This is a genomic window from Stenotrophomonas maltophilia group sp. Smal13, from assembly GCF_030236855.1.
GTDB classification, from domain to species: Bacteria; Pseudomonadota; Gammaproteobacteria; order Xanthomonadales; family Xanthomonadaceae; genus Stenotrophomonas; species Stenotrophomonas maltophilia_A.
The window spans coordinates 37,922-56,348 of sequence record NZ_JASJSQ010000015.1; the positions used below are offsets into that span (position 1 = coordinate 37,922).

Here is an 18,427-nt window from a genome sequence, read left to right on the forward strand (position 1 = left end):
TTCTAACGCCGCATGCGAAAAGCCCGCCTTGCGGCGGGCTTCTGCGGGTCGGTCGGGCCAGGAGCAGTCGACTAACAGTCGACTCTACCAAGCAGGTGACCTGCCGGTCGGATTACTTCTTTTTGACCGGGGCCGGGGCGGTGGTGGCCGGGACTGGCTCGCCGCCGTGGCGCTTGGTCATCCACCACTGCTGCAGCAGGCCCAGGCCGCCGTTGACCACCCAGTACAGAACCAGGCCGGACGGCATGAAGGCCATCATGACGCCGAACACCAGCGGCATGAACTGCATCATCTTCTGCTGCATCGGGTCCATGCCCGGTGCCGGGGTCAGCTTCTGCGTGAACCACATCACCGCCACGTTGATCACCGGCAGGATGAAGTACGGGTCGCGTGCGGTCAGGTCCTGGATCCAGCCGAACCAGGGCGCCTGACGCAGTTCGACCGATTCCACCAGCACCCAGTACAGGGCGAAGAAGATCGGCATCTGGATGAGGATCGGCAGGCAGCCGCCCATCGGATTGATCTTTTCTTTCTTGTACAGCTCCATCATCGCGGTCTGGAACTTCTGGCGGTCATCGCCATAGCGTTCCTTCAGCTGCGCGATGCGCGGCTGGAAACGACGCATCTTGGCGCCGCTCTTGTACTGGGTCGCCGACAGCGGGTACAGCACCAGCTTCAGCAGCACCACCAGGCCGACGATCGCCCAGCCCCAGTTGCCGACCAGCTTGTGCACCTGGTTCAGCACCCAGAACAGGCCCTGGCCGATCACCGCCATCATCGAGAAGCGGCTGTAGTCGACCACGCGGTCCAGGCCCGGCACGTCTTCCTTGGCGATCAGGTTGACCAGCTTCGGGCCGACCCACAGGCGGGCTTCGGTGCTGGTGGACTGGCCCGGGGCCACGGTGAAGGCCGGGCCACGCGCTTCGATCAGGTCACGACCGGCCACCTGCGACAGCACGTAGTGTGCGGTCTGGTCCTTCTGCGGGATCCAGGCGGTGAAGAAGTGGTGCTGCAGCATCGCCAGCCAGCCGCCGGTGATGTTCTGGTTCAGCGTGCCGTCTTCCAGGTAGTCCTTGAACGCACGACGCTGGTACTTCTTGTCGTTGTCGTACCAGGTGGCACCGTTGAAGCTGAAGGAATCCGGGTTGGTCATGCTCCGCGACAGGATGGTCGGGGTGCGGTCCAGGGTGCGGTAGACGTAGCCGTTCCACGGCGCGGCGCCGGCGTTGCTGACTTCATCCTTGAAGCGCACGGCATACTCGTTGCGCGAGACGGTCAGCGTGCGCTTGATGGTCATGCCGTTGTCGGCGGTCCACACGAACGGGATCTGCAGCTCGTTCTGGCCCTTGGCCAGCACGAAGTCCTTGGTGTCACCGACCAGCTTGAAGCCGTCGGCGCCGGGGACCGGGGTGTTCTTGTCTTCGCTGGCCCAGCCACTGATCGCGCTGTACGGGTGCGCGGGGTCTTCGGTCAGCAGGCGGACCGGCGGGCTGCCTTCGTCCTTGGTCTGCGGGAACTGCAGCAGCTCGGCATCGAGCACGCGGCCGCCGTCGAGCACCAGGCGCAGCACGTCGGTGGTGACGGTCACGCGCTGGCTGGCCGGGGTGGCGCTGGCCTGGGCCTGCACGGCGGCCTGGCCGGGGGCACCCGGCACCTGGGCGCTGGGGATGGCGCCCGGGGTTGCGCCCGGAACGCTCTGTGCGGCGGCCGGGGCCGACGTGGTCGTCGGTGCCGGGGTCGGAGCAGCCTTTTCACGGCTCCACTCCATCCACAGCAGCACGGCCACCATCAGCCAGGCAAAAATGAGGAATACGCGGGTCTGGTTCATCAGCGGACAGGCTCGGCGGGGCCGGGACGCGATGCCGGCTCGGTCAAAGAAGGAGTTGCGATGCCATCAGGCGGCGGCATTGTGCCGTCCACGCCCGGCGTGGGCAATGCACGCAGGCGACGCAGCAGGCGCAGGAAGGCCTGGCGGATCTCGTCGTTGCTGGCGGAACGCGCAGCACTTCGAGCCACGACGACAAAGTCGCCTGGCTGGATGTCGGTACGTGTCTGACGCAGGATGTCGCGCAGGACGCGCTTGATCCGGTTACGCCCGACGGCGTTCGGATCAACCTTGCGGGAAACCGCCAGACCCAGCCTGGCCGGCCGGTCAGCCGGCAGCCAGTGCAGGGTCATCAGCGGATCGGACACACGGCGGGCGCCGTTGAAGACCGTTGAGTATTCGGCACGCGTGCGAACCCGCGCAGAGCGAGGGAATCGCTTGCGCGGGTCTGCAGTATTCACTGTCGAAGGGATTGCGTCTGCCGCGATGTGCGGCATGGCAATCAGGCGCTCAGGACTTTGCGGCCCTTGGCGCGGCGACGCGACAGGATCTTGCGGCCGTCAGCGGTCTTCATACGGGCACGGAAGCCGTGGTCGCGCTTACGCTTGAGGTTGCTGGGCTGGTAGGTGCGCTTCGTGGCCATTGGGGGCCTCTCGTATGAATGGGACGGAAAGAACCGGAAATTCTAGAGAGGTACCCCGCCCCAAGTCAACCCCTGGCAGCTACGCGAATTCACTGGGCTGTGCAATAGCTGTGGATGTTTTTGTGAATAAGTAGGGGACAAGCATTCCGAAGGCGGGCGCTCGGTGGTAGTCTGAGCCATCCATTTCCCCCCTTTCCGGCCTGTGTTTGGGCGCCTTGTCGCGTCCATGCCCCGGCCACCGGACGATTATTGCTGATGGATGCCTGGTCCCGTAGTCTCGAGCGCCTCGAAGCGGAGTTCCCGCCGGAAGACGTTCATACCTGGTTGAAGCCGCTGCAGGCCGATCTGCGCGTGGACAGCCTGGTGCTGTATGCACCGAATGCCTTCATCGTCGACCAGGTCCGCGAGCTGTACCTGGCCCGGATCCGCGAACTGCTGGCCCATTTCGCCGGTTTCAGCGACGTTTTTCTTGAAATCGGCTCGCGCCCGCGTCCCGTGGAGGCGCAGAACGCGCCGGTTTCCACGCCGTCGGCGCATGTGTCCAGCGAACCGCAGGTGCCGTTTGCCGGCAACCTGGACAATCACTACACGTTCGCCAACTTCGTCGAAGGCCGCAGCAACCAGCTGGGCCTGGCCGCCGCCTTCCAGGCAGCGCAGAAGCCGGGCGACCGCGCGCACAACCCGCTGCTGCTGTACGGAGGCACGGGCCTGGGCAAGACCCACCTGATGTTCGCCGCCGGCAATGCCATGCGCCAGGCCAATCCGGGTGCGAAGGTGCTGTACCTGCGTTCGGAACAGTTCTTCAGCGCGATGATCCGGGCTCTGCAGGAAAAGACCATGGATCAGTTCAAGCGCCAGTTCCAGCAGGTGGACGCGCTGCTGATCGATGACATCCAGTTCTTCGCCGGCAAGGACCGCACCCAGGAAGAGTTCTTCCACACCTTCAACGCGTTGTTCGATGGCAAGCAGCAGATCATCCTGACCTGCGACCGCTATCCGCGCGAGGTCGAAGGCCTGGAAGCACGCCTGAAGTCGCGGCTTGCCTGGGGCCTGTCGGTCGCGATTGAACCGCCGGACTTCGAGACCCGCGCTGCGATCGTGCTGGCCAAGGCACGCGAACGCGGTGCAGAGATTCCCGATGATGTTGCGTTCCTGATCGCCAAGAAGATGCGCTCCAACGTGCGCGACCTCGAAGGTGCGCTCAATACCCTGACCGCCCGCGCCAATTTCACCGGCCGCGCGATCACCACCGAATTCGCCCAGGAAACCCTGCGCGACCTGCTGCGCGCCCAGCAGCAGGCGATCAGCATTCCCAACATCCAGAAAACCGTTGCCGACTACTACGGCCTGCAGATCAAGGATCTGCTGTCGAAGCGTCGGACCCGCTCGCTGGCCCGCCCCCGCCAGGTCGCCATGGCCCTGACCAAGGAACTGACCGAGCACAGCCTGCCCGAGATCGGCGACGCCTTTGCCGGTCGCGACCACACCACGGTGCTGCATGCCTGCCGCCAGATCCGGACCCTGATGGAAACCGACGGCAAGCTCCGCGAGGACTGGGACAAGCTGATCCGGAAGCTGAGCGAATGATGCACGGATGCCGATGAGGCGTCATCGCACAAAACGGTGCAGAATCCGGTAGCAAGCGCGGGACACGTTGTGGATAAAAATGGCGTCTGAAATCGCGCTGGATTTATCCACAGCTTTCCCCACCCCCTGGGGGTCGGTAATACAGAGGGTTTCGAGGTATGAAATTCTTTTATTTACAAAGACTTAGCGTTGTTTTCCAGCGATTCTGTCTCTACCAGCACCACCAAGCTTTTGATTTATTCCACATTTTTTAAAGCATAGGGGCACGGAACCACATGCGTTTCACACTGCAGCGCGAAGCCTTTCTCAAGCCGTTGGCACAGGTCGTCAACGTGGTCGAACGCCGCCAGACCCTTCCGGTTCTGGCCAATTTCCTGGTCCAGGTGCAGAACGGCCAGCTGTCGCTGACCGGTACCGACCTGGAAGTGGAGATGGTGTCGCGGATCGCGGTTGAAGATGCCCAGGACGGCGAAACCACCATCCCCGCCCGCAAACTGTTCGAGATCATCCGCGCCCTGCCCGACGGCAGCCGGATCACGGTCTCGCAGACCGGTGACAAGATCACCGTGCAGGCCGGTCGCAGCCGCTTCACCCTGGCTACCCTGCCCTCCAACGACTTCCCGTCGGTTGACGAAGTGGAAGCCACCGAGCGCGTGGCCATCGGCGAAGCGACCCTGAAGGAACTGATCGAACGCACCGCGTTCGCGATGGCCCAGCAGGACGTGCGCTACTACCTCAACGGCCTGCTGTTCGATCTGCGCGGCGATGCGCTGCGTACCGTCGCCACCGACGGCCACCGCCTGGCGCTGTGTGAAACCGACCTGGCCAAGCCCAGTGGTTCCAAGCGCCAGATCATCGTGCCGCGCAAGGGCGTGACCGAACTGCAGCGCCTGCTGGAGAGCGGCGATCGCGAGATCGAGCTGGAAGTCGGCCGTAGCCACGTCCGCGTCAAGCGCGACGATGTCACCTTCACCTCGAAGCTGATCGACGGCCGTTTCCCGGATTACGAAGCGGTGATTCCGATCGGTGCCGACCGCGAAGTGAAGGTTGATCGCGAAGCACTGCGTGCCTCGCTGCAGCGTGCCGCAATCCTGTCCAACGAGAAGTACCGCGGCATCCGCGTGGAAGTCTCGCCGGGCAACCTGAAGATCAGCGCGCACAACCCGGAACAGGAAGAAGCCCAGGAAGAGATCGAGGCCGACACCACGGTCAGCGATCTGGCCATCGGCTTCAACGTGAACTACCTGCTGGATGCCCTGTCTGCCCTGCGCGACGAGGAAGTCATCATCCAGCTGCGCGACTCCAACTCCTCGGCACTGGTGCGTGAGTCCAGCAGCGAGAAGTCGCGCCATGTGGTGATGCCGCTGCGTCTCTGACGGCAGCCTGTTCCACGTGGAACCGAACGACGCCCGGGACCTTCCCGGGCGTTTTTTTTGCAGGTTCCACGTGGAGCATCGCGATGGCCGGATCTCCAGGTATGGGTGAATACCTTCCTTGAGATTGCTGGTTGCCGATTGATGCTGGCTGCCCTTCCGATGCAATCGGTGCTGAGCGATTGGAATCCAGGTTGTGAGCTTGGGCGCTGTCCAGCCGCTTTCGATCGAGTATGCCGTTCTGGGTCTTCAGACTGATGCACGTTCCCCGAACTTGCCGGAGGGGTGAAGCAGATCGTGGGTCGCAACGCTGCGGTTGCTTCATCTGCAGACGCCACTGTCCACAGGTCTCGTTGGGGTCGGGTCGGGGCCAGCCTAGCTTCTAAATCTGGGTATAAATCTAAAGCATGGTGGTGATGGTAGGCCCAGATTTCGTGGAGAAATGCATTATCTAGTTGATTTTTAAGATATTTATGCACCTGAAACCCCCTGTATAGAGGCCCCTCAGGCTGGGGGGGAACCTGTGGATAGTTTCGCAGGTCGGGCAAAAGGGCTTTTTTATCCACAGTTTGCCCATACCTTGTGTATAAGTCATACAGACCTGCTGTGGACAGCGTGAATCGGCGGGCTCGAATTCCTTGAAATCTGTGGAACCCTCCAGGGCATCGCATCGTAGATTTAAAGAAATCTGCGCGGTGCTCGCGCAAACCACCGTCGGGGCACCTGGCGATGCTCGCGGAATGGGGCTGAAATCGCTGAAATCTGAGGGACGGTACCCTGCGCCGCCGCTCAGAATTCAAGGATTCCCGGGCGTATCCAGACCCAGGCGAGCCCAGGTGAGGGAGCGCCACCACGTGGAACACGCGTAGGGTTGCCAGGCGGAGGCTTCAGCACAGTGGCGATGTCTGGCGCGGCACGGCTGGCTTGACCGATGCAGTAAGCTGATGGATTCCCTGCCCCTCTACCGCCTTGTGCGGATGGTCTTTCGCGCCCCATGCAGATCCGCCGCCTTGCCTTGCATCAACTGCGTCGTTTCAGTGCGGTGGACCTGTCGCCCCAGCCGGGATTGAACCTGCTGACCGGCGACAACGGTGCCGGCAAGACCAGCGTGCTCGAAGCCCTGCACTTGATGGCCTATGGCCGCAGCTTCCGTGGCCGGGTGCGCGACGGTCTGGTACGCCAGGGCCAGGAAGCGCTGGAAATCTTCGTGGAATGGGACGAACAGCGTGCCCATCACCCGCCCCACCGCCGAAAAGCCGGCCTGCGCCACAGTGGTCAGGACTGGAAGGGGCGACTGGACGGCGAGGATGTCGCACAGCTGGGTAATCTCTGCGCAGCGCTGGCCGTAGTGACGTTCGAGCCCGGGAGCCATGCACTGGTGAGTGGTGGTGGTGAACCCCGCCGCCGCTTCCTCGATTGGGGCTTGTTCCACGTGGAACCGGATTTTCTGTCCCTGTGGCGTCGCTATTCCCGGGCGCTGAAGCAGCGCAATGCCCTGCTCAAGCAGGGCGGGCCGTCGCGGATGCTCGATACCTGGGATCACGAGCTGGCCGAGGCAGGAGAACCGCTGACCAGCCGCCGCCAGCACTACCTGGAGCGTCTGCAGCAGCGCACGGTAGCCTTGGCCGCCAGCCTGGCTCCGCAACTCGGTATCCAGGGATTGGAGCTGAGCCCCGGTTGGCGGCGGCATGAGCTTCCCTTGGCCGATGCCCTGCTTCTGGCCCGGGAACGTGACCGGCAGGCCGGGTATACCTCGGTGGGCCCGCACCGCGCGGACTGGAGTGTGGATTTCCACAGCATTCCAGGTCGTGATGCGCTGTCCCGCGGCCAGGCCAAGCTGACAGCGTTGGCGTGCCTGTTGGCACAGGCGGAGGACTATGCGGAACAGCGCGGCGAATGGCCGGTGATCGCATTGGACGATCTGGCCTCGGAGCTGGATCGTACCCATCAGGCGCGGGTATTGGAGCGTCTGCTCAATGGGCCCGCACAGATCTTCATTACCGCCACCGAAACCCCAGCGGCGCTGCAGGAACTGACCCACATCGCCCGGTTCCACGTGGAACATGCACAGATCGTGGCTGTGCCATAGTGAGCACACCAGGGCCGCTCGACCCCGGCTGGTATAATTCGGGTTGGAATCCTTTCATTCTCGGCGCATCGCCCCAAGCGGTGCCCGACCTGCGGAGCCTACGGCAAGCGCAATGAGCGACGAACAGAACACCCCGGCAAACAACGGCAATTACGACGCCAACAGCATTACCGCCCTGGAAGGCCTGGAGGCTGTCCGCAAGCGTCCCGGCATGTACATCGGCGACGTGCATGACGGCACCGGTCTGCACCACATGGTGTTCGAGGTCGTCGACAACTCGATCGACGAAGCGTTGGCCGGCCACGCCGACCACGTTGCAGTGACGATCCACGCCGACGGCTCGGTCTCGGTGTCCGACAACGGCCGTGGTATTCCGACCGGCAAGCACGAGCAGATGAGCGCCAAGCTCGGTCGCGAAGTGTCTGCGGCCGAAGTGGTCATGACCGTCCTGCACGCAGGCGGCAAGTTCGACGACAACAGCTACAAGGTTTCGGGCGGCCTGCACGGCGTCGGCGTCAGCGTGGTCAACGCGCTGTCGCAGAAGCTGCTGGTGGACGTGTTCCAGAATGGCTCCCACTACCAGCAGGAATTCAGCAACGGCGCAGCCGTGACTGCGCTGGCCAAGCTGGAAGCCACCACCAAGCGCGGTACCACCGTGCGCTTCTGGCCGTCGACTGTCGCCTTCCACGACAACGTGGAATTCCACTACGACATCCTGGCACGCCGCCTGCGCGAGCTGTCGTTCCTGAACTCCGGCGTCAAGATCGTCCTTGCCGACGAGCGTGGCGACGGCCGTCGCGATGACTTCCACTACGAAGGCGGCATCCGCAGCTTCGTGGAGCATCTGGCCCAGCTGAAGACCCCGCTGCACCCGAACGTCATTTCAGTCACCGGCGAGCACAACGGCATCGTCGTGGACGTGGCGCTGCAGTGGACCGACTCCTACCAGGAGACGATGTACTGCTTCACCAACAACATTCCGCAGAAGGACGGCGGTACCCACCTGGCCGGTTTCCGCGGTGCGCTGACCCGTGTGCTCAACAACTACATCGAGCAGAACGGCATCGCCAAGCAGGCCAAGATCAACCTGACCGGCGATGACATGCGCGAAGGCATGATCGCAGTGCTGTCGGTGAAGGTGCCGGACCCGAGCTTCTCCAGCCAGACCAAGGAAAAGCTGGTCAGCTCCGACGTGCGCCCGGCGGTGGAAAACGCCTTCGGTGCGCGCCTGGAAGAGTTCCTGCAGGAAAACCCGAACGAAGCCAAGGCGATCGCCGGCAAGATCGTCGATGCCGCACGTGCACGTGAAGCCGCGCGCAAGGCCCGCGACCTGACCCGCCGCAAGGGCGCGCTGGACATCGCGGGCCTGCCGGGCAAGCTGGCCGACTGCCAGGAAAAGGATCCGGCGCTGTCCGAACTGTTCATCGTCGAGGGTGACTCGGCAGGTGGTTCGGCCAAGCAGGGCCGCAACCGCAAGAACCAGGCGGTGCTGCCGCTGCGCGGCAAGATCCTCAACGTGGAACGCGCGCGTTTCGACCGCATGCTGTCCTCCGACCAGGTGGGCACGCTGATCACCGCGCTGGGCACCGGCATCGGCCGTGACGAGTACAACCCGGACAAGCTGCGTTACCACAAGATCATCATCATGACCGACGCCGACGTCGACGGCGCCCACATCCGCACCCTGCTGCTGACGTTCTTCTACCGTCAGATGCCGGAGCTGATCGAGCGCGGTTACGTCTACATCGGCCTGCCGCCGCTGTACAAGATCAAGCAGGGCAAGCAGGAGCTGTACCTGAAGGACGACCCGGCGCTGGACAGCTACCTGGCCAGCAGCGCAGTGGAAAACGCTGCACTGGTGCCGGCCACCGGCGAGCCCGGCATCGAAGGCCTGGCGCTGGAGAAGCTGCTGCTGGCCTACGCGGCGGCGCTGGATTCGATCGAGCGCAACGCACACCGCTACGACCGCAACCTGCTTGAAGCGCTGGTCGACTTCGTCCCGATGGACCTGGAAAGCCTGCGCGCTGCCGGCGAAGGCGAGGGCCTGGATGCACTGGCCAAGCGTCTCAACCAGGGCAGCCTGGGCAGCCCGCGTTTCACGCTGGAACTGCAGGACGCCAACGACGAGCGCCCGGCCGCTGTGCTGGTGACCCGTCGCCACATGGGCGAACAGCACATCCAGGTGCTGCCGATGTCGGCCTTCGAAAGCGGCGAACTGCGCGCGATCCACCAGGCATCGAAGCTGCTGCACGGTCTGGTCCGCGAAGGCGCGACCATTTCCCGCGGTGCCAAGTCGATCGAAGTCGACAGCTTTGCCAAGGCACAGAACTGGCTGCTCGAGGAGGCCAAGCGCGGCCGCCAGATCCAGCGATTCAAGGGTCTGGGTGAAATGAATCCGGAGCAGTTGTGGGACACCACGGTGAATCCGGAAACCCGTCGACTGCTGCAGGTGCGCATCGAAGATGCTGTCGCTGCCGACCAGATTTTCAGCACGCTGATGGGCGATGTCGTCGAACCGCGTCGCGACTTCATCGAAGACAACGCGCTGAAGGTCGCAAACCTGGATATCTGACACAATCGGGACACGGCCGGTGCGCGGGGAGGCGCGCCGGCCTTCGACTCTTGAACGCAGGTACCTGATGTCCGCATCCGCCCCGGTTTCCGCTCCGCCCCCGGTTCCGCCGGCTTCTGCCGCGCCGCGTGCCGTTTCGCCGTTGGCGGGGTTTTTCATCGACCTGGGTATCGCCGCTGTCACCCTGTTCGGCCTGAGCCTGATCAGCGGCCTGCTATGGGGCCTGTACCGTGGCGTGGTGGTCGGTTACGCGAACGCGCAGGCCGGCGCTGGTGCCCCCGACGCCAGTTCGGTAGCGGCGTCACTGGGCCAGCCGGGCGCGCTTGCGCAGATTCTCATGGCGCTGTTTGCCACCGGCGGCGCCGCGCTGCTGCTGTACTTCTGGCGACGGCCGGCCAATGCCGCCGAGCGCCACGCGTCGCGCCAGGCGCTGCGCCGTCCCTCCACCTGGGGTTGGACCCTGCTGGTGGCGACCCTGATCGTGCTCGGCAGCAATGGCATCGCCTTCCTGGCCAAGCAGTTCGGCATCGAGCCGGTTCCCACCAATCTGGCGCTGATGCAGAGTGCGATCGCGCGCTTCCCGTTGTTCCTGGTGCTGTTCGCGGTGGTACTGGCACCGGCCTACGAGGAGCTGCTGTTCCGCCGCGTGCTGTTTGGCCGCCTGTGGAAGGCCGGGCGCCCGTGGCTGGGCGTGGTACTGAGCAGCCTTGCTTTCGCCCTGATCCATGAAATCCCTGGCACCAGTGCCAACGGCCCGGCCGAGATCGCGCAGCTGTGGCTGGTCTATGGCGGCATGGGTGCCGCGTTCTGCTGGCTGTACCAGCGCACCGGAACGCTCTGGGCCGCGATCACCGCGCACGCGCTGAACAACGGCGTGGCGCTTGCCGCGCTTGTGTTCTTCGGGGCAACGTAACGCCGTGTCCGCTTGACGAAAGATTAAGCCGCTACGCTACACACTGCGCATATGAACACGGGGGTGGATCCATGAAACAACTGCTGCTGGCCCTTGTCATCACCACCCTGGTCAGCGCCTGCGCGACCACGACCTCTCCTACCGGCCGTCGGCAGATGGTGGGCGGGGTGTCGCAGGCGCAGCTGGACCAGCTCGGCGCACAGGCGTTCGCCGAAACCAAGCAGAAGGAAAAGATCAGCACCGACGGCCGCCAGAACGGTTACGTGCAGTGCGTGGTCAACGCCCTGGTCGCGCAGCTGCCGCCTCAATACCGTGGCGTACGGTGGGAGACGGCCGTGTTCGTCGACAAGGAGCCCAACGCCTTCGCCCTGCCCGGTGGCAAGGTCGGCGTGAACACCGGCATCTTCACCGTCGCCAAGAACCAGGATCAGCTGGCTGCCGTAATCGGCCATGAAATCGGCCACGTCATCGCCCGCCACCACGAAGAGCGCATCACCCGGCAGATGGGTGCGCAGACCGGGCTGGCCGTGCTCGGTGCGCTGGCCGGCGCGGCCTACGGAGAAGGCGCTGCCAGCACCGTCAACCAGCTCGGGGGCATGGGCGCGCAGACCGCCTTCCTGCTGCCCGGTTCACGGACCCAGGAAAGCGAGGCCGACGTGATCGGCCAGCGACTGATGGCCCAGGCCGGTTTCAACCCGGCGCAGGCGGTCGACCTGTGGCAGAACATGATGGCCGCCAGTGGCGGCCGCAGCCCGCAATGGCTGTCCACCCACCCCGATCCAGCCAACCGTATCCAGGAACTGCGACGCGATGCACCGGGACTGACGCCGGTCTATCAGCAGGCGCAGGCGGCCGGGCTGCGGCCAAAGTGCGGATGAGTGCGCAGTTCTATGCTGTATTGCAGCACATAAAACGATTTCTCACGCCATCTGTTTCTGATACGTTTGGCGGCTCAGATTTTTCTGACAGTCCGACTTTGCCGCTATCCGGCGGTTCGATCGAGGTGAACGATGATTTTCCGTAACCACAAAGCTGTGCTTTCCGTCCTCGTCGCGACCGCCCTGACCGGCGCCGTGGTCACCGATGCCTTCGCGCAGTCCTCGCGTTCCTCCGAGCGTGGCAACCGCGGCGGCAAGCAGGCCAAGGCCGAAGCGCTGTACCCGAACGCGACCCGCGAGGAGCCGACCGTCAAGGCATCGGCCAAGCTGGGCAGCAAGCTGCAGAAGATGATCGACAGCTACAACAAGGAAAAGTTCCCGGAGACGCGCACGCAGGCCGACGCGATCCTGGCTGACAGCGCCGCGAACGAGTACGACAAGTCGCTGGCCGCGCAGCTGGCCTCGCAGGCCGCCTACCAGACCGACGACACCCCGGCTGCCGTGGCCTACCTGAAGCAGGTCCTGCAGTTCAACGGCCTGGACAACAACGGCCACTTCCAGTCGATGCTGATGCTGGGCCAGCTGCAGCTGCAGGAAGACCAGACCGCCGAAGGCCTGGCGACCCTGGACAAGTACTTCGCCGAGAGCAAGTCGACCAAGCCGGAAGAGCTGATCGCCAAGGGCCAGGCGCTGTACCAGCTGGAGCGCTACCAGGAAGCGATCCCGGTGCTGAAGCAGGCCATCGCCGGCGCCACCGAACCGAAGGACAACTGGAACCAGCTGCTGATGGCGGCCCTCTCCGAAGCCGGCCAGTCCGGTGAAGCGGTGAAGGAAGCCGAGGCACTGGCCGCCAAGAACCCGAACGACAAGAAGGCCCAGCTGAACCTGGCCAGCATGTACATGCAGGCCGATCAGATGGAGAAGGCTGCCGCGGTGATGGACAAGCTGCGCAGCAGCGGCCAGCTCACCGAAGAGCGCGAGTACAAGCAGCTGTACTCGATCTATGCCAACACCGAACACAAGGAAAAGGACGTCATCGCGGTCATCAACGAAGGGTTGCAGAAGGGCATCCTGAAGCCGGATTACCAGGTCTACCTGGCGCTGGCCCAGTCCTACTACTACTCCGACCAGGTGCCGCAGGCGATCGATGCGTGGCAGAAGGCTGCCCCGCTGTCCAAGGACGGTGAGACCTACCTGAACCTGGCACGCGTCCTGCATGCCGAAGGTCGCATCCCGGAGGCCAAGCAGGCCGCCCAGCAGGCGCTGGCGAAGGGTGTGAAGAACCAGGCTGATGCCAAAAAAATCATCAACCTGAAGTAAGTAGGAATAACGCCTGAATGCCTGCACAGTTGATGCGCAGGCGCTCAGGATTGGTATAAGCTTGGAGGTTCCTGCGGTGTCATGCACCGCTGATCAGGGATTCCGCCCCCGGCATCCCGGCCCCACTATTGAGCTCTTGGCGCATGACGGAACAACTAGTCGTTCACCGGTACGAACAACCCGATGACAAGGGGCTGAGCTGGCCTCGCATCGTCGGCATCGCGTTTGTAATTGCCCTGCATCTGGCCGCGTTCATGATGCTCCTGATCCCCGCCGTGGCTCCCAAGGCCGTGGCTGAGAAGGAGCGCAACGTCATGGTGACGATCGTCGACGCCCCGCCGCCGCCGCCACCGCCGCCGCCGCCGCCGCCGCCGACGGATACTCCGCCGCCGCCGGTGAAGAACCTGTCGCCGCCGAAGCCGTCGCCGGTCCCGCCGCCGCCGCAGGCGCCGGTCGTGGACGTGCCGGAACCGCGCCCGAGCGATATCGTCACCCCGCCGTCGCCTCCGTCGCCGCCGGCTCCGCCGACCTCGATCGAGGCCAGCGTGGACATCTCGTCGAAGGCCATGAACCCGCCGCGCTACCCGCCGGCAGCCTTCCGCGCGGGTATCCAGGGCGAAGTGATCCTGATCATTGATGTCGATGCCAGCGGCAACGTCACCAATGTCACGGTGGAAAAGTCCAGCCGTAACCGCGACCTGGACCGTGCTGCGATGGAAGCAGCTCGCAAGTGGCGCTTCAACGCCGCTGAATCTGGCGGTAAGAAGGCGGCAGGTCGCGTTCGCGTCCCGGTCAACTTTGCGCTGAACTGATGCGTCCGGGTGGCCGCTTGGCCACCCCCGCTCCCAGTTCGATTGTTTAGCTTAGCTACACCCTTTATCACCACACACAACAAAGGTAAGCGTCATGCTGCAGGAAATTTTCATCGCCGCTGCTGCCGGGGGCAATCCGTCCAACGCCCTGTCGCAGATGGGCTTCGAGCACCTGATCCACGAAATGACCACCAAGCCGGGTGATTTCGCGGTTTCCTGGGTCGTGCTGCTGACCCTGGTCGTCATGTCGGCCATGTCCTGGTACTGGACCGTCATCAACATCTTCCGCGCCACCCGCCTGAAGAGCGCCGCTGATCGCGTCGTCAGCCTGTTCTGGGATACCCCGAACGCGCAGGACGCCATCCGTGCGATGGAAGAACAGCCGGCTTCCGAGCCGTTCTCCAAGATCGCCCTGGACGCTGCCCAGGCGGCTGCCCACCACCAGCGCGCTGAAGGCGGCGCCACCGGCGGCGTGGGTGAGAACCTGAGCCGTTCGGAGTTCGTCGACCGCGCTCTGCGTCAGGCCGTGACCCGCGAAAGCAACAAGCTGCAGTCGGGCATGACCCTGCTGGCCACCGTCGGCGCGACCGCTCCGTTCGTCGGTCTGCTGGGTACCGTGTGGGGCATCTACGGCGCGCTGATCAAGATCGGTGCCACCGGCTCCGCTTCGATCGACGCCGTTGCCGGCCCGGTGGGTGAAGCGCTGATCATGACCGCGATCGGTCTGTTCGTCGCGATCCCGGCCGTGTTCGCCTTCAACTTCTTCAGCAAGATCAACAGCGCGACCATCAGCAAGTTCGATACCTTCGCGCACGACCTGCACGACTTCTTCGCCACCGGTTCGCGCGTCCGCTAATTGCGACGCGCTGTACCCAGCGAGAACGTAGTCAACACGATCTAGACGGAGCCCGTTATGGCTTTCAGTAGTGGTAACAGCGGCGGCCCAATGGCCGACATCAACGTTACGCCCCTCGTGGACGTGATGCTGGTGCTGCTGATCATCTTCATCATCACGGCGCCCCTGATGTCCCACAAGGTCAAGGTGGATCTGCCGGAGGCCAACCTGGTCCAGAAGCCGGACGACACCAACGACCGCAAGGGCCCCATCACCCTGGCAGTCAAGGAAGATGGCTCGATCTACTGGAACGACGAAGAAATCAACAAGCAGACTCTCGAGTCGCGCTTGGCGACCGCCGCCCAGCAGACCCCGCAGCCGCCGTTGAACCTGCGTGGTGACCGCACCACCAAGATGCGTGTCATCAACGAGATGACCAAGATCGCGCAGGAACAGGGCATGCTGGACGTCGGCTTCGTCGCGACCAAAGAGAAGGGGCAGTAAGCCATGGCATTCAGTAGTGGTGGTGGCAAAGGCCCCATGGCAGACATCAACGTCACGCCCCTCGTGGACGTGATGCTGGTTCTGCTGATCATCTTCATCGTGACCGCGCCGATCATGACGTACCCGATCGCCGTGGACCTGCCGCAGCGCGTGCTCAACCCACCGCCGCAGCTGGTCGAACCGCCGCCGCCGATCGAACTCAAGATCGACGCCAGCAACCAGGTCTCGTGGAACAACAGCCCGATCAATGCGAGCGAGCTGCAGCAGCGGATGGAGAACGAGGTCCAGAAGGACCCGACCAACCAGCCGGAACTGCGCATCGATGCGAGCCCGGATTCCGAGTACGACGTGATGGCCAAGGTTCTGGCTGCCGCGAAGAACGCTCAGATGAAGAAGATCGGTTTTGTGCAGCAGTAACTGCTACACCGCAATACAACAGTCATGACGCGACTGCAGACGCCCCTGGAAACAGGGGCGTCTTTTTTATGCCTGACGGTCTGGACCGTTATGATCGGCGGATGCTCGCCCTCTTCGACTCCCTGCGCCACTGGCTCGACGGCATCTCCCACCTTGGCACGATCCTGGCGGTCGCCTATCTGCTGTACCTGTTCGCGCTGGCGGGCTGGATCATGCTGCAGAAGCGCGAGCCGGTGGCCACGCTGAGCTGGATCCTGTCGCTGGCGCTACTGCCCTACCTGGGTCTCTTCATCTACTACCTGCTGGGCCCGCAGAAGGTGAAGCGGCAGCGCCTGCGCCGTGGCCGTGCCCGCTCGGGGATGGAGCACTACAGCGATGTCTGCCCACCCGACGCCGACTGCACCGAGCTGGCCAAGGTCGCACAGGCCACGACCGGGCTCGCGCCGAGCAGCGCCACCGAAGTCACCTGGCTGGTGGATGGCGCGGCAACCTACGCGGCCCTGCTGGACGCCATCGCGCAGGCCCGCGATCACGTGCACCTGGAGTACTACATCTTCAACCCGGACCATGCCGGCACCGCGCTGCGCGACGCCCTGGTCGAGCGCGCCCGCGCGGGCGTGCAGGTGCGCCTGCTGCTCGACGCGGTGGGTTCGTCGGCCCTGCCCCGCCGCTTCCTGCAGCCGCTGCTCGACGCCGGTGGCGAAGCGATCTGGTTCCACCCACGGCAGCTGCTGAAGCCATTCAAGCGCCCGTGGTTGAACCTGCGTACCCACCGCAAGCTGGTGATCGTCGACGGCCGCCTCGCCTTCACCGGCGGCATCAACATCACCGACGACGAGGATGAAAGCCGCAGGGCGGATGCCTATCGCGACCTGCACATGCGCATCCGCGGCCACGTGGTGCGCAGCCTGCAGCTGGTGTTCGCCGAGGACTGGCTCTACGCCAGTGGACAGGATCCCTCGCGCATGGACATCGCGCGTCTGTGGCCAGCTGACATGCCGCTGCGCGGCGATGGTGCGATCAACGCCCAGGTGCTGGTCTCCGGCCCGGACTCGGGCTGGGAAACGATCCATCGCCTGCATGTGGCGGCGATCCAGGAAGCGCACGAGCGCGTCTGGCTGGTCACGCCCTACTTCGTGCCGGGCGAAGCGGCGCGGATGGCACTGACCTCGGCCGCGCTGGGCGGGCTGGACGTGCGCCTGCTGGTGCCGAAGATGAGCGATTCCTGGTTCGTCACCCAGGCCGCCCGCTCCTACTTCGACGAGCTGCTGCATGCCGGGGTGAAGATCTACGAGTACGGCCCACGCATGCTGCATACCAAGGCCTTCATCGCCGATGACGACGTCTGCATCGTCGGCAGTGCCAACTTCGATCACCGCAGCTTCCGGCTGAACTTCGAGCTGTCGATGATGATCAGCGACCGTGACCGGGTGGCTGCGCTGGCCGAACTGCTGCAGGGCGAATTCGACCGTTCCGCGCGGGTGCACGACCAGGCCGGTCGTTCGCTGTGGCTGCACCGCCTGCCCGAGGCCTTCGCCCGGCTGGCCTCGCCGCTGCTCTGACGCAGCGCTACACTGCGCCGATCATCCGGGGAGCCCGACTATGTACTGGTTGTACCTGCTGCTGGCGCTGGGCTGTTTCGCCTTCGCGCTGAAGACCCCCAGCCCCGGGCTGATGACCCTGTGCCTGCTGGCCGCCCTCGCCTTCCTGCTGGCCTGGGTACGCGGCCGCTATGTGGCCCGTTTCGGTGATCCACAGCGCGATCCGTCCACACTGGTCGATGCCGAAGAACTGCGCCGCCTGCGCGAACAGGCCCAGGCCCGCCGCGGTGACGACCCCAACGATCACGATCCATCCCCTCTTTCCAAGTAGTTTCGTTCCATGACCCAGCTCAGCGTCAACGTCAACAAGATCGCCGTCCTGCGCAATTCGCGCGGCGGTGCCGAACCGGACGTGGTACGCGCCGCCCAGGCCTGCCTGGATGCCGGCGCGCACGGCATCACCGTGCATCCGCGACCGGACCGTCGCCACATCACCGCCGAGGACGTGCTGGCCCTGTCCACGCTGACCCGTGCGCGTGGGGTGGAGTTCAACATCGAAGGCAATCCGTTCGCACCGCCGCGCGAGGGTTATCCGGGGCTGCTGCCGCTGTGTGCACAGACCCGTCCGGCGCAGGCTACCCTGGTGCCTGACAGCGACGGCCAGATCACCTCCGATCATGGTTTCGACTTCGAGCGGGATGCCGAACGACTGCGCCCGCTGATTGCCGAACTGAAAGCGATGGGTTGCCGGGTCAGCCTGTTCGTCGATGCCGGCAACCCGTTGCTGGAGCAGGCGGCCGAAGTGGGTGCGGACCGCATCGAGCTGTATACCGGGCCCTATGCGGAGGCGCATGCGGCTGGTGATGCTGACGCGATGCTGGCGCTGTTCGCCACTGCCGCACGCCGTGCACAGGCCGTTGGCCTGGGCGTGAACGCCGGCCACGATCTGTCGCAGGACAACCTGCGCGATTTCCTGGCCAACGTGCCGGACGTGCTGGAGGTGTCGATCGGCCACGCGCTGATCGGTGAGGCGCTGTACGACGGGCTGGACGCCACGGTGCGCGGGTACCTGGCGCTGCTCTGACCCCTCCCCTGTAGCATCGAGCCCTGCTCGACTT

At 64.3% G+C, this 18,427-nt stretch carries 17 protein-coding genes; 14 read left to right on the forward strand and 3 right to left on the reverse strand.

The genetic code is table 11. The features are described from left to right. Nucleotides 1–112 precede the first annotated feature (112 nt). The 3 genes from yidC to rpmH are packed head-to-tail and all read right to left on the reverse strand — an operon-like array spanning nucleotide 113 to nucleotide 2,468. Complete coding sequence (yidC, locus tag QRO95_RS07535; protein ID WP_285302178.1) at nucleotides 113–1,828, reverse strand: membrane protein insertase YidC; 1,716 nt, start codon at nucleotides 1,826–1,828, stop codon at nucleotides 113–115. After that, nucleotides 1,828–2,322: a ribonuclease P protein component gene (rnpA, locus tag QRO95_RS07540; protein WP_021203275.1), complete on the reverse strand. Its 495-nt coding sequence runs from the start codon at nucleotides 2,320–2,322 to the stop codon at nucleotides 1,828–1,830. Before rnpA ends, yidC begins: the two co-directional genes overlap by 1 nt. Before the next feature lie 5 nt (nucleotides 2,323–2,327). Continuing rightward, nucleotides 2,328–2,468, reverse strand: a complete 141-nt coding sequence (gene rpmH / locus QRO95_RS07545) for a 50S ribosomal protein L34 (protein WP_005411729.1) — start codon at nucleotides 2,466–2,468, stop codon at nucleotides 2,328–2,330. A gap of 255 nt (nucleotides 2,469–2,723) precedes the next feature. Between rpmH and dnaA the strand changes: the two genes are divergently transcribed. From dnaA to QRO95_RS07615, 14 genes are all read left to right on the forward strand, one after another. After that, nucleotides 2,724–4,055, forward strand: a complete 1,332-nt coding sequence (dnaA, locus tag QRO95_RS07550; RefSeq protein ID WP_005411730.1) for a chromosomal replication initiator protein DnaA — start codon at nucleotides 2,724–2,726, stop codon at nucleotides 4,053–4,055. A 275-nt stretch (nucleotides 4,056–4,330) separates the two neighbouring features. Further along, a complete protein-coding gene (dnaN, locus tag QRO95_RS07555; protein WP_005411731.1) occupies nucleotides 4,331–5,431 on the forward strand; it encodes a DNA polymerase III subunit beta in 1,101 nt (366 codons plus the stop codon). Nucleotides 5,432–6,422: 991 nt separating this feature from the next. Continuing rightward, entirely contained in the window at nucleotides 6,423–7,517 is a 1,095-nt protein-coding gene (gene recF / locus QRO95_RS07560) for a DNA replication/repair protein RecF (RefSeq protein ID WP_032128507.1), read from the forward strand. A 112-nt stretch (nucleotides 7,518–7,629) separates the two neighbouring features. Beyond that, the gene (gyrB, locus tag QRO95_RS07565) at nucleotides 7,630–10,089 is read left to right on the forward strand and encodes a DNA topoisomerase (ATP-hydrolyzing) subunit B (RefSeq protein ID WP_032128508.1); all 2,460 of its coding nucleotides are present in this window, start codon (nucleotides 7,630–7,632) and stop codon (nucleotides 10,087–10,089) included. A gap of 67 nt (nucleotides 10,090–10,156) precedes the next feature. Beyond that, nucleotides 10,157–11,002, forward strand: coding sequence for a CPBP family intramembrane glutamic endopeptidase (locus QRO95_RS07570; RefSeq protein WP_049399023.1), 846 nt, complete (start codon nucleotides 10,157–10,159; stop codon nucleotides 11,000–11,002). Between the two features lie 71 nt (nucleotides 11,003–11,073). Continuing rightward, complete coding sequence (locus tag QRO95_RS07575) at nucleotides 11,074–11,880, forward strand: M48 family metallopeptidase (protein WP_032128510.1); 807 nt, start codon at nucleotides 11,074–11,076, stop codon at nucleotides 11,878–11,880. Nucleotides 11,881–12,012: 132 nt separating this feature from the next. Beyond that, entirely contained in the window at nucleotides 12,013–13,200 is a 1,188-nt protein-coding gene (locus QRO95_RS07580; RefSeq protein ID WP_032128511.1) for a lipopolysaccharide assembly protein LapB, read from the forward strand. 254 nt (nucleotides 13,201–13,454) lie between these two features. Then, nucleotides 13,455–14,012 carry an energy transducer TonB gene (locus QRO95_RS07585; RefSeq protein WP_180836271.1) on the forward strand — a complete coding sequence of 186 codons (558 nt, stop codon included), beginning with the start codon at nucleotides 13,455–13,457 and terminating at the stop codon, nucleotides 14,010–14,012. A 94-nt stretch (nucleotides 14,013–14,106) separates the two neighbouring features. Beyond that, nucleotides 14,107–14,868: a TonB-system energizer ExbB gene (gene exbB / locus QRO95_RS07590; protein WP_004132614.1), complete on the forward strand. Its 762-nt coding sequence runs from the start codon at nucleotides 14,107–14,109 to the stop codon at nucleotides 14,866–14,868. Between the two features lie 57 nt (nucleotides 14,869–14,925). After that, nucleotides 14,926–15,351 carry a biopolymer transporter ExbD gene (locus tag QRO95_RS07595; protein WP_012509603.1) on the forward strand — a complete coding sequence of 142 codons (426 nt, stop codon included), beginning with the start codon at nucleotides 14,926–14,928 and terminating at the stop codon, nucleotides 15,349–15,351. 3 nt (nucleotides 15,352–15,354) lie between these two features. Continuing rightward, nucleotides 15,355–15,768, forward strand: coding sequence for a biopolymer transporter ExbD (locus tag QRO95_RS07600; protein ID WP_032129281.1), 414 nt, complete (start codon nucleotides 15,355–15,357; stop codon nucleotides 15,766–15,768). Nucleotides 15,769–15,869: 101 nt separating this feature from the next. Then, complete coding sequence (gene cls, locus QRO95_RS07605) at nucleotides 15,870–17,330, forward strand: cardiolipin synthase (protein ID WP_285302180.1); 1,461 nt, start codon at nucleotides 15,870–15,872, stop codon at nucleotides 17,328–17,330. Nucleotides 17,331–17,370: 40 nt separating this feature from the next. Next, on the forward strand, nucleotides 17,371–17,640 hold the full coding sequence (locus QRO95_RS07610) for a hypothetical protein (protein WP_032129280.1): 270 nt from the start codon (nucleotides 17,371–17,373) through the stop codon (nucleotides 17,638–17,640). A 9-nt stretch (nucleotides 17,641–17,649) separates the two neighbouring features. Further along, nucleotides 17,650–18,393, forward strand: a complete 744-nt coding sequence (locus tag QRO95_RS07615) for a pyridoxine 5'-phosphate synthase (protein ID WP_121504965.1) — start codon at nucleotides 17,650–17,652, stop codon at nucleotides 18,391–18,393. Nucleotides 18,394–18,427 lie beyond the last annotated feature (34 nt).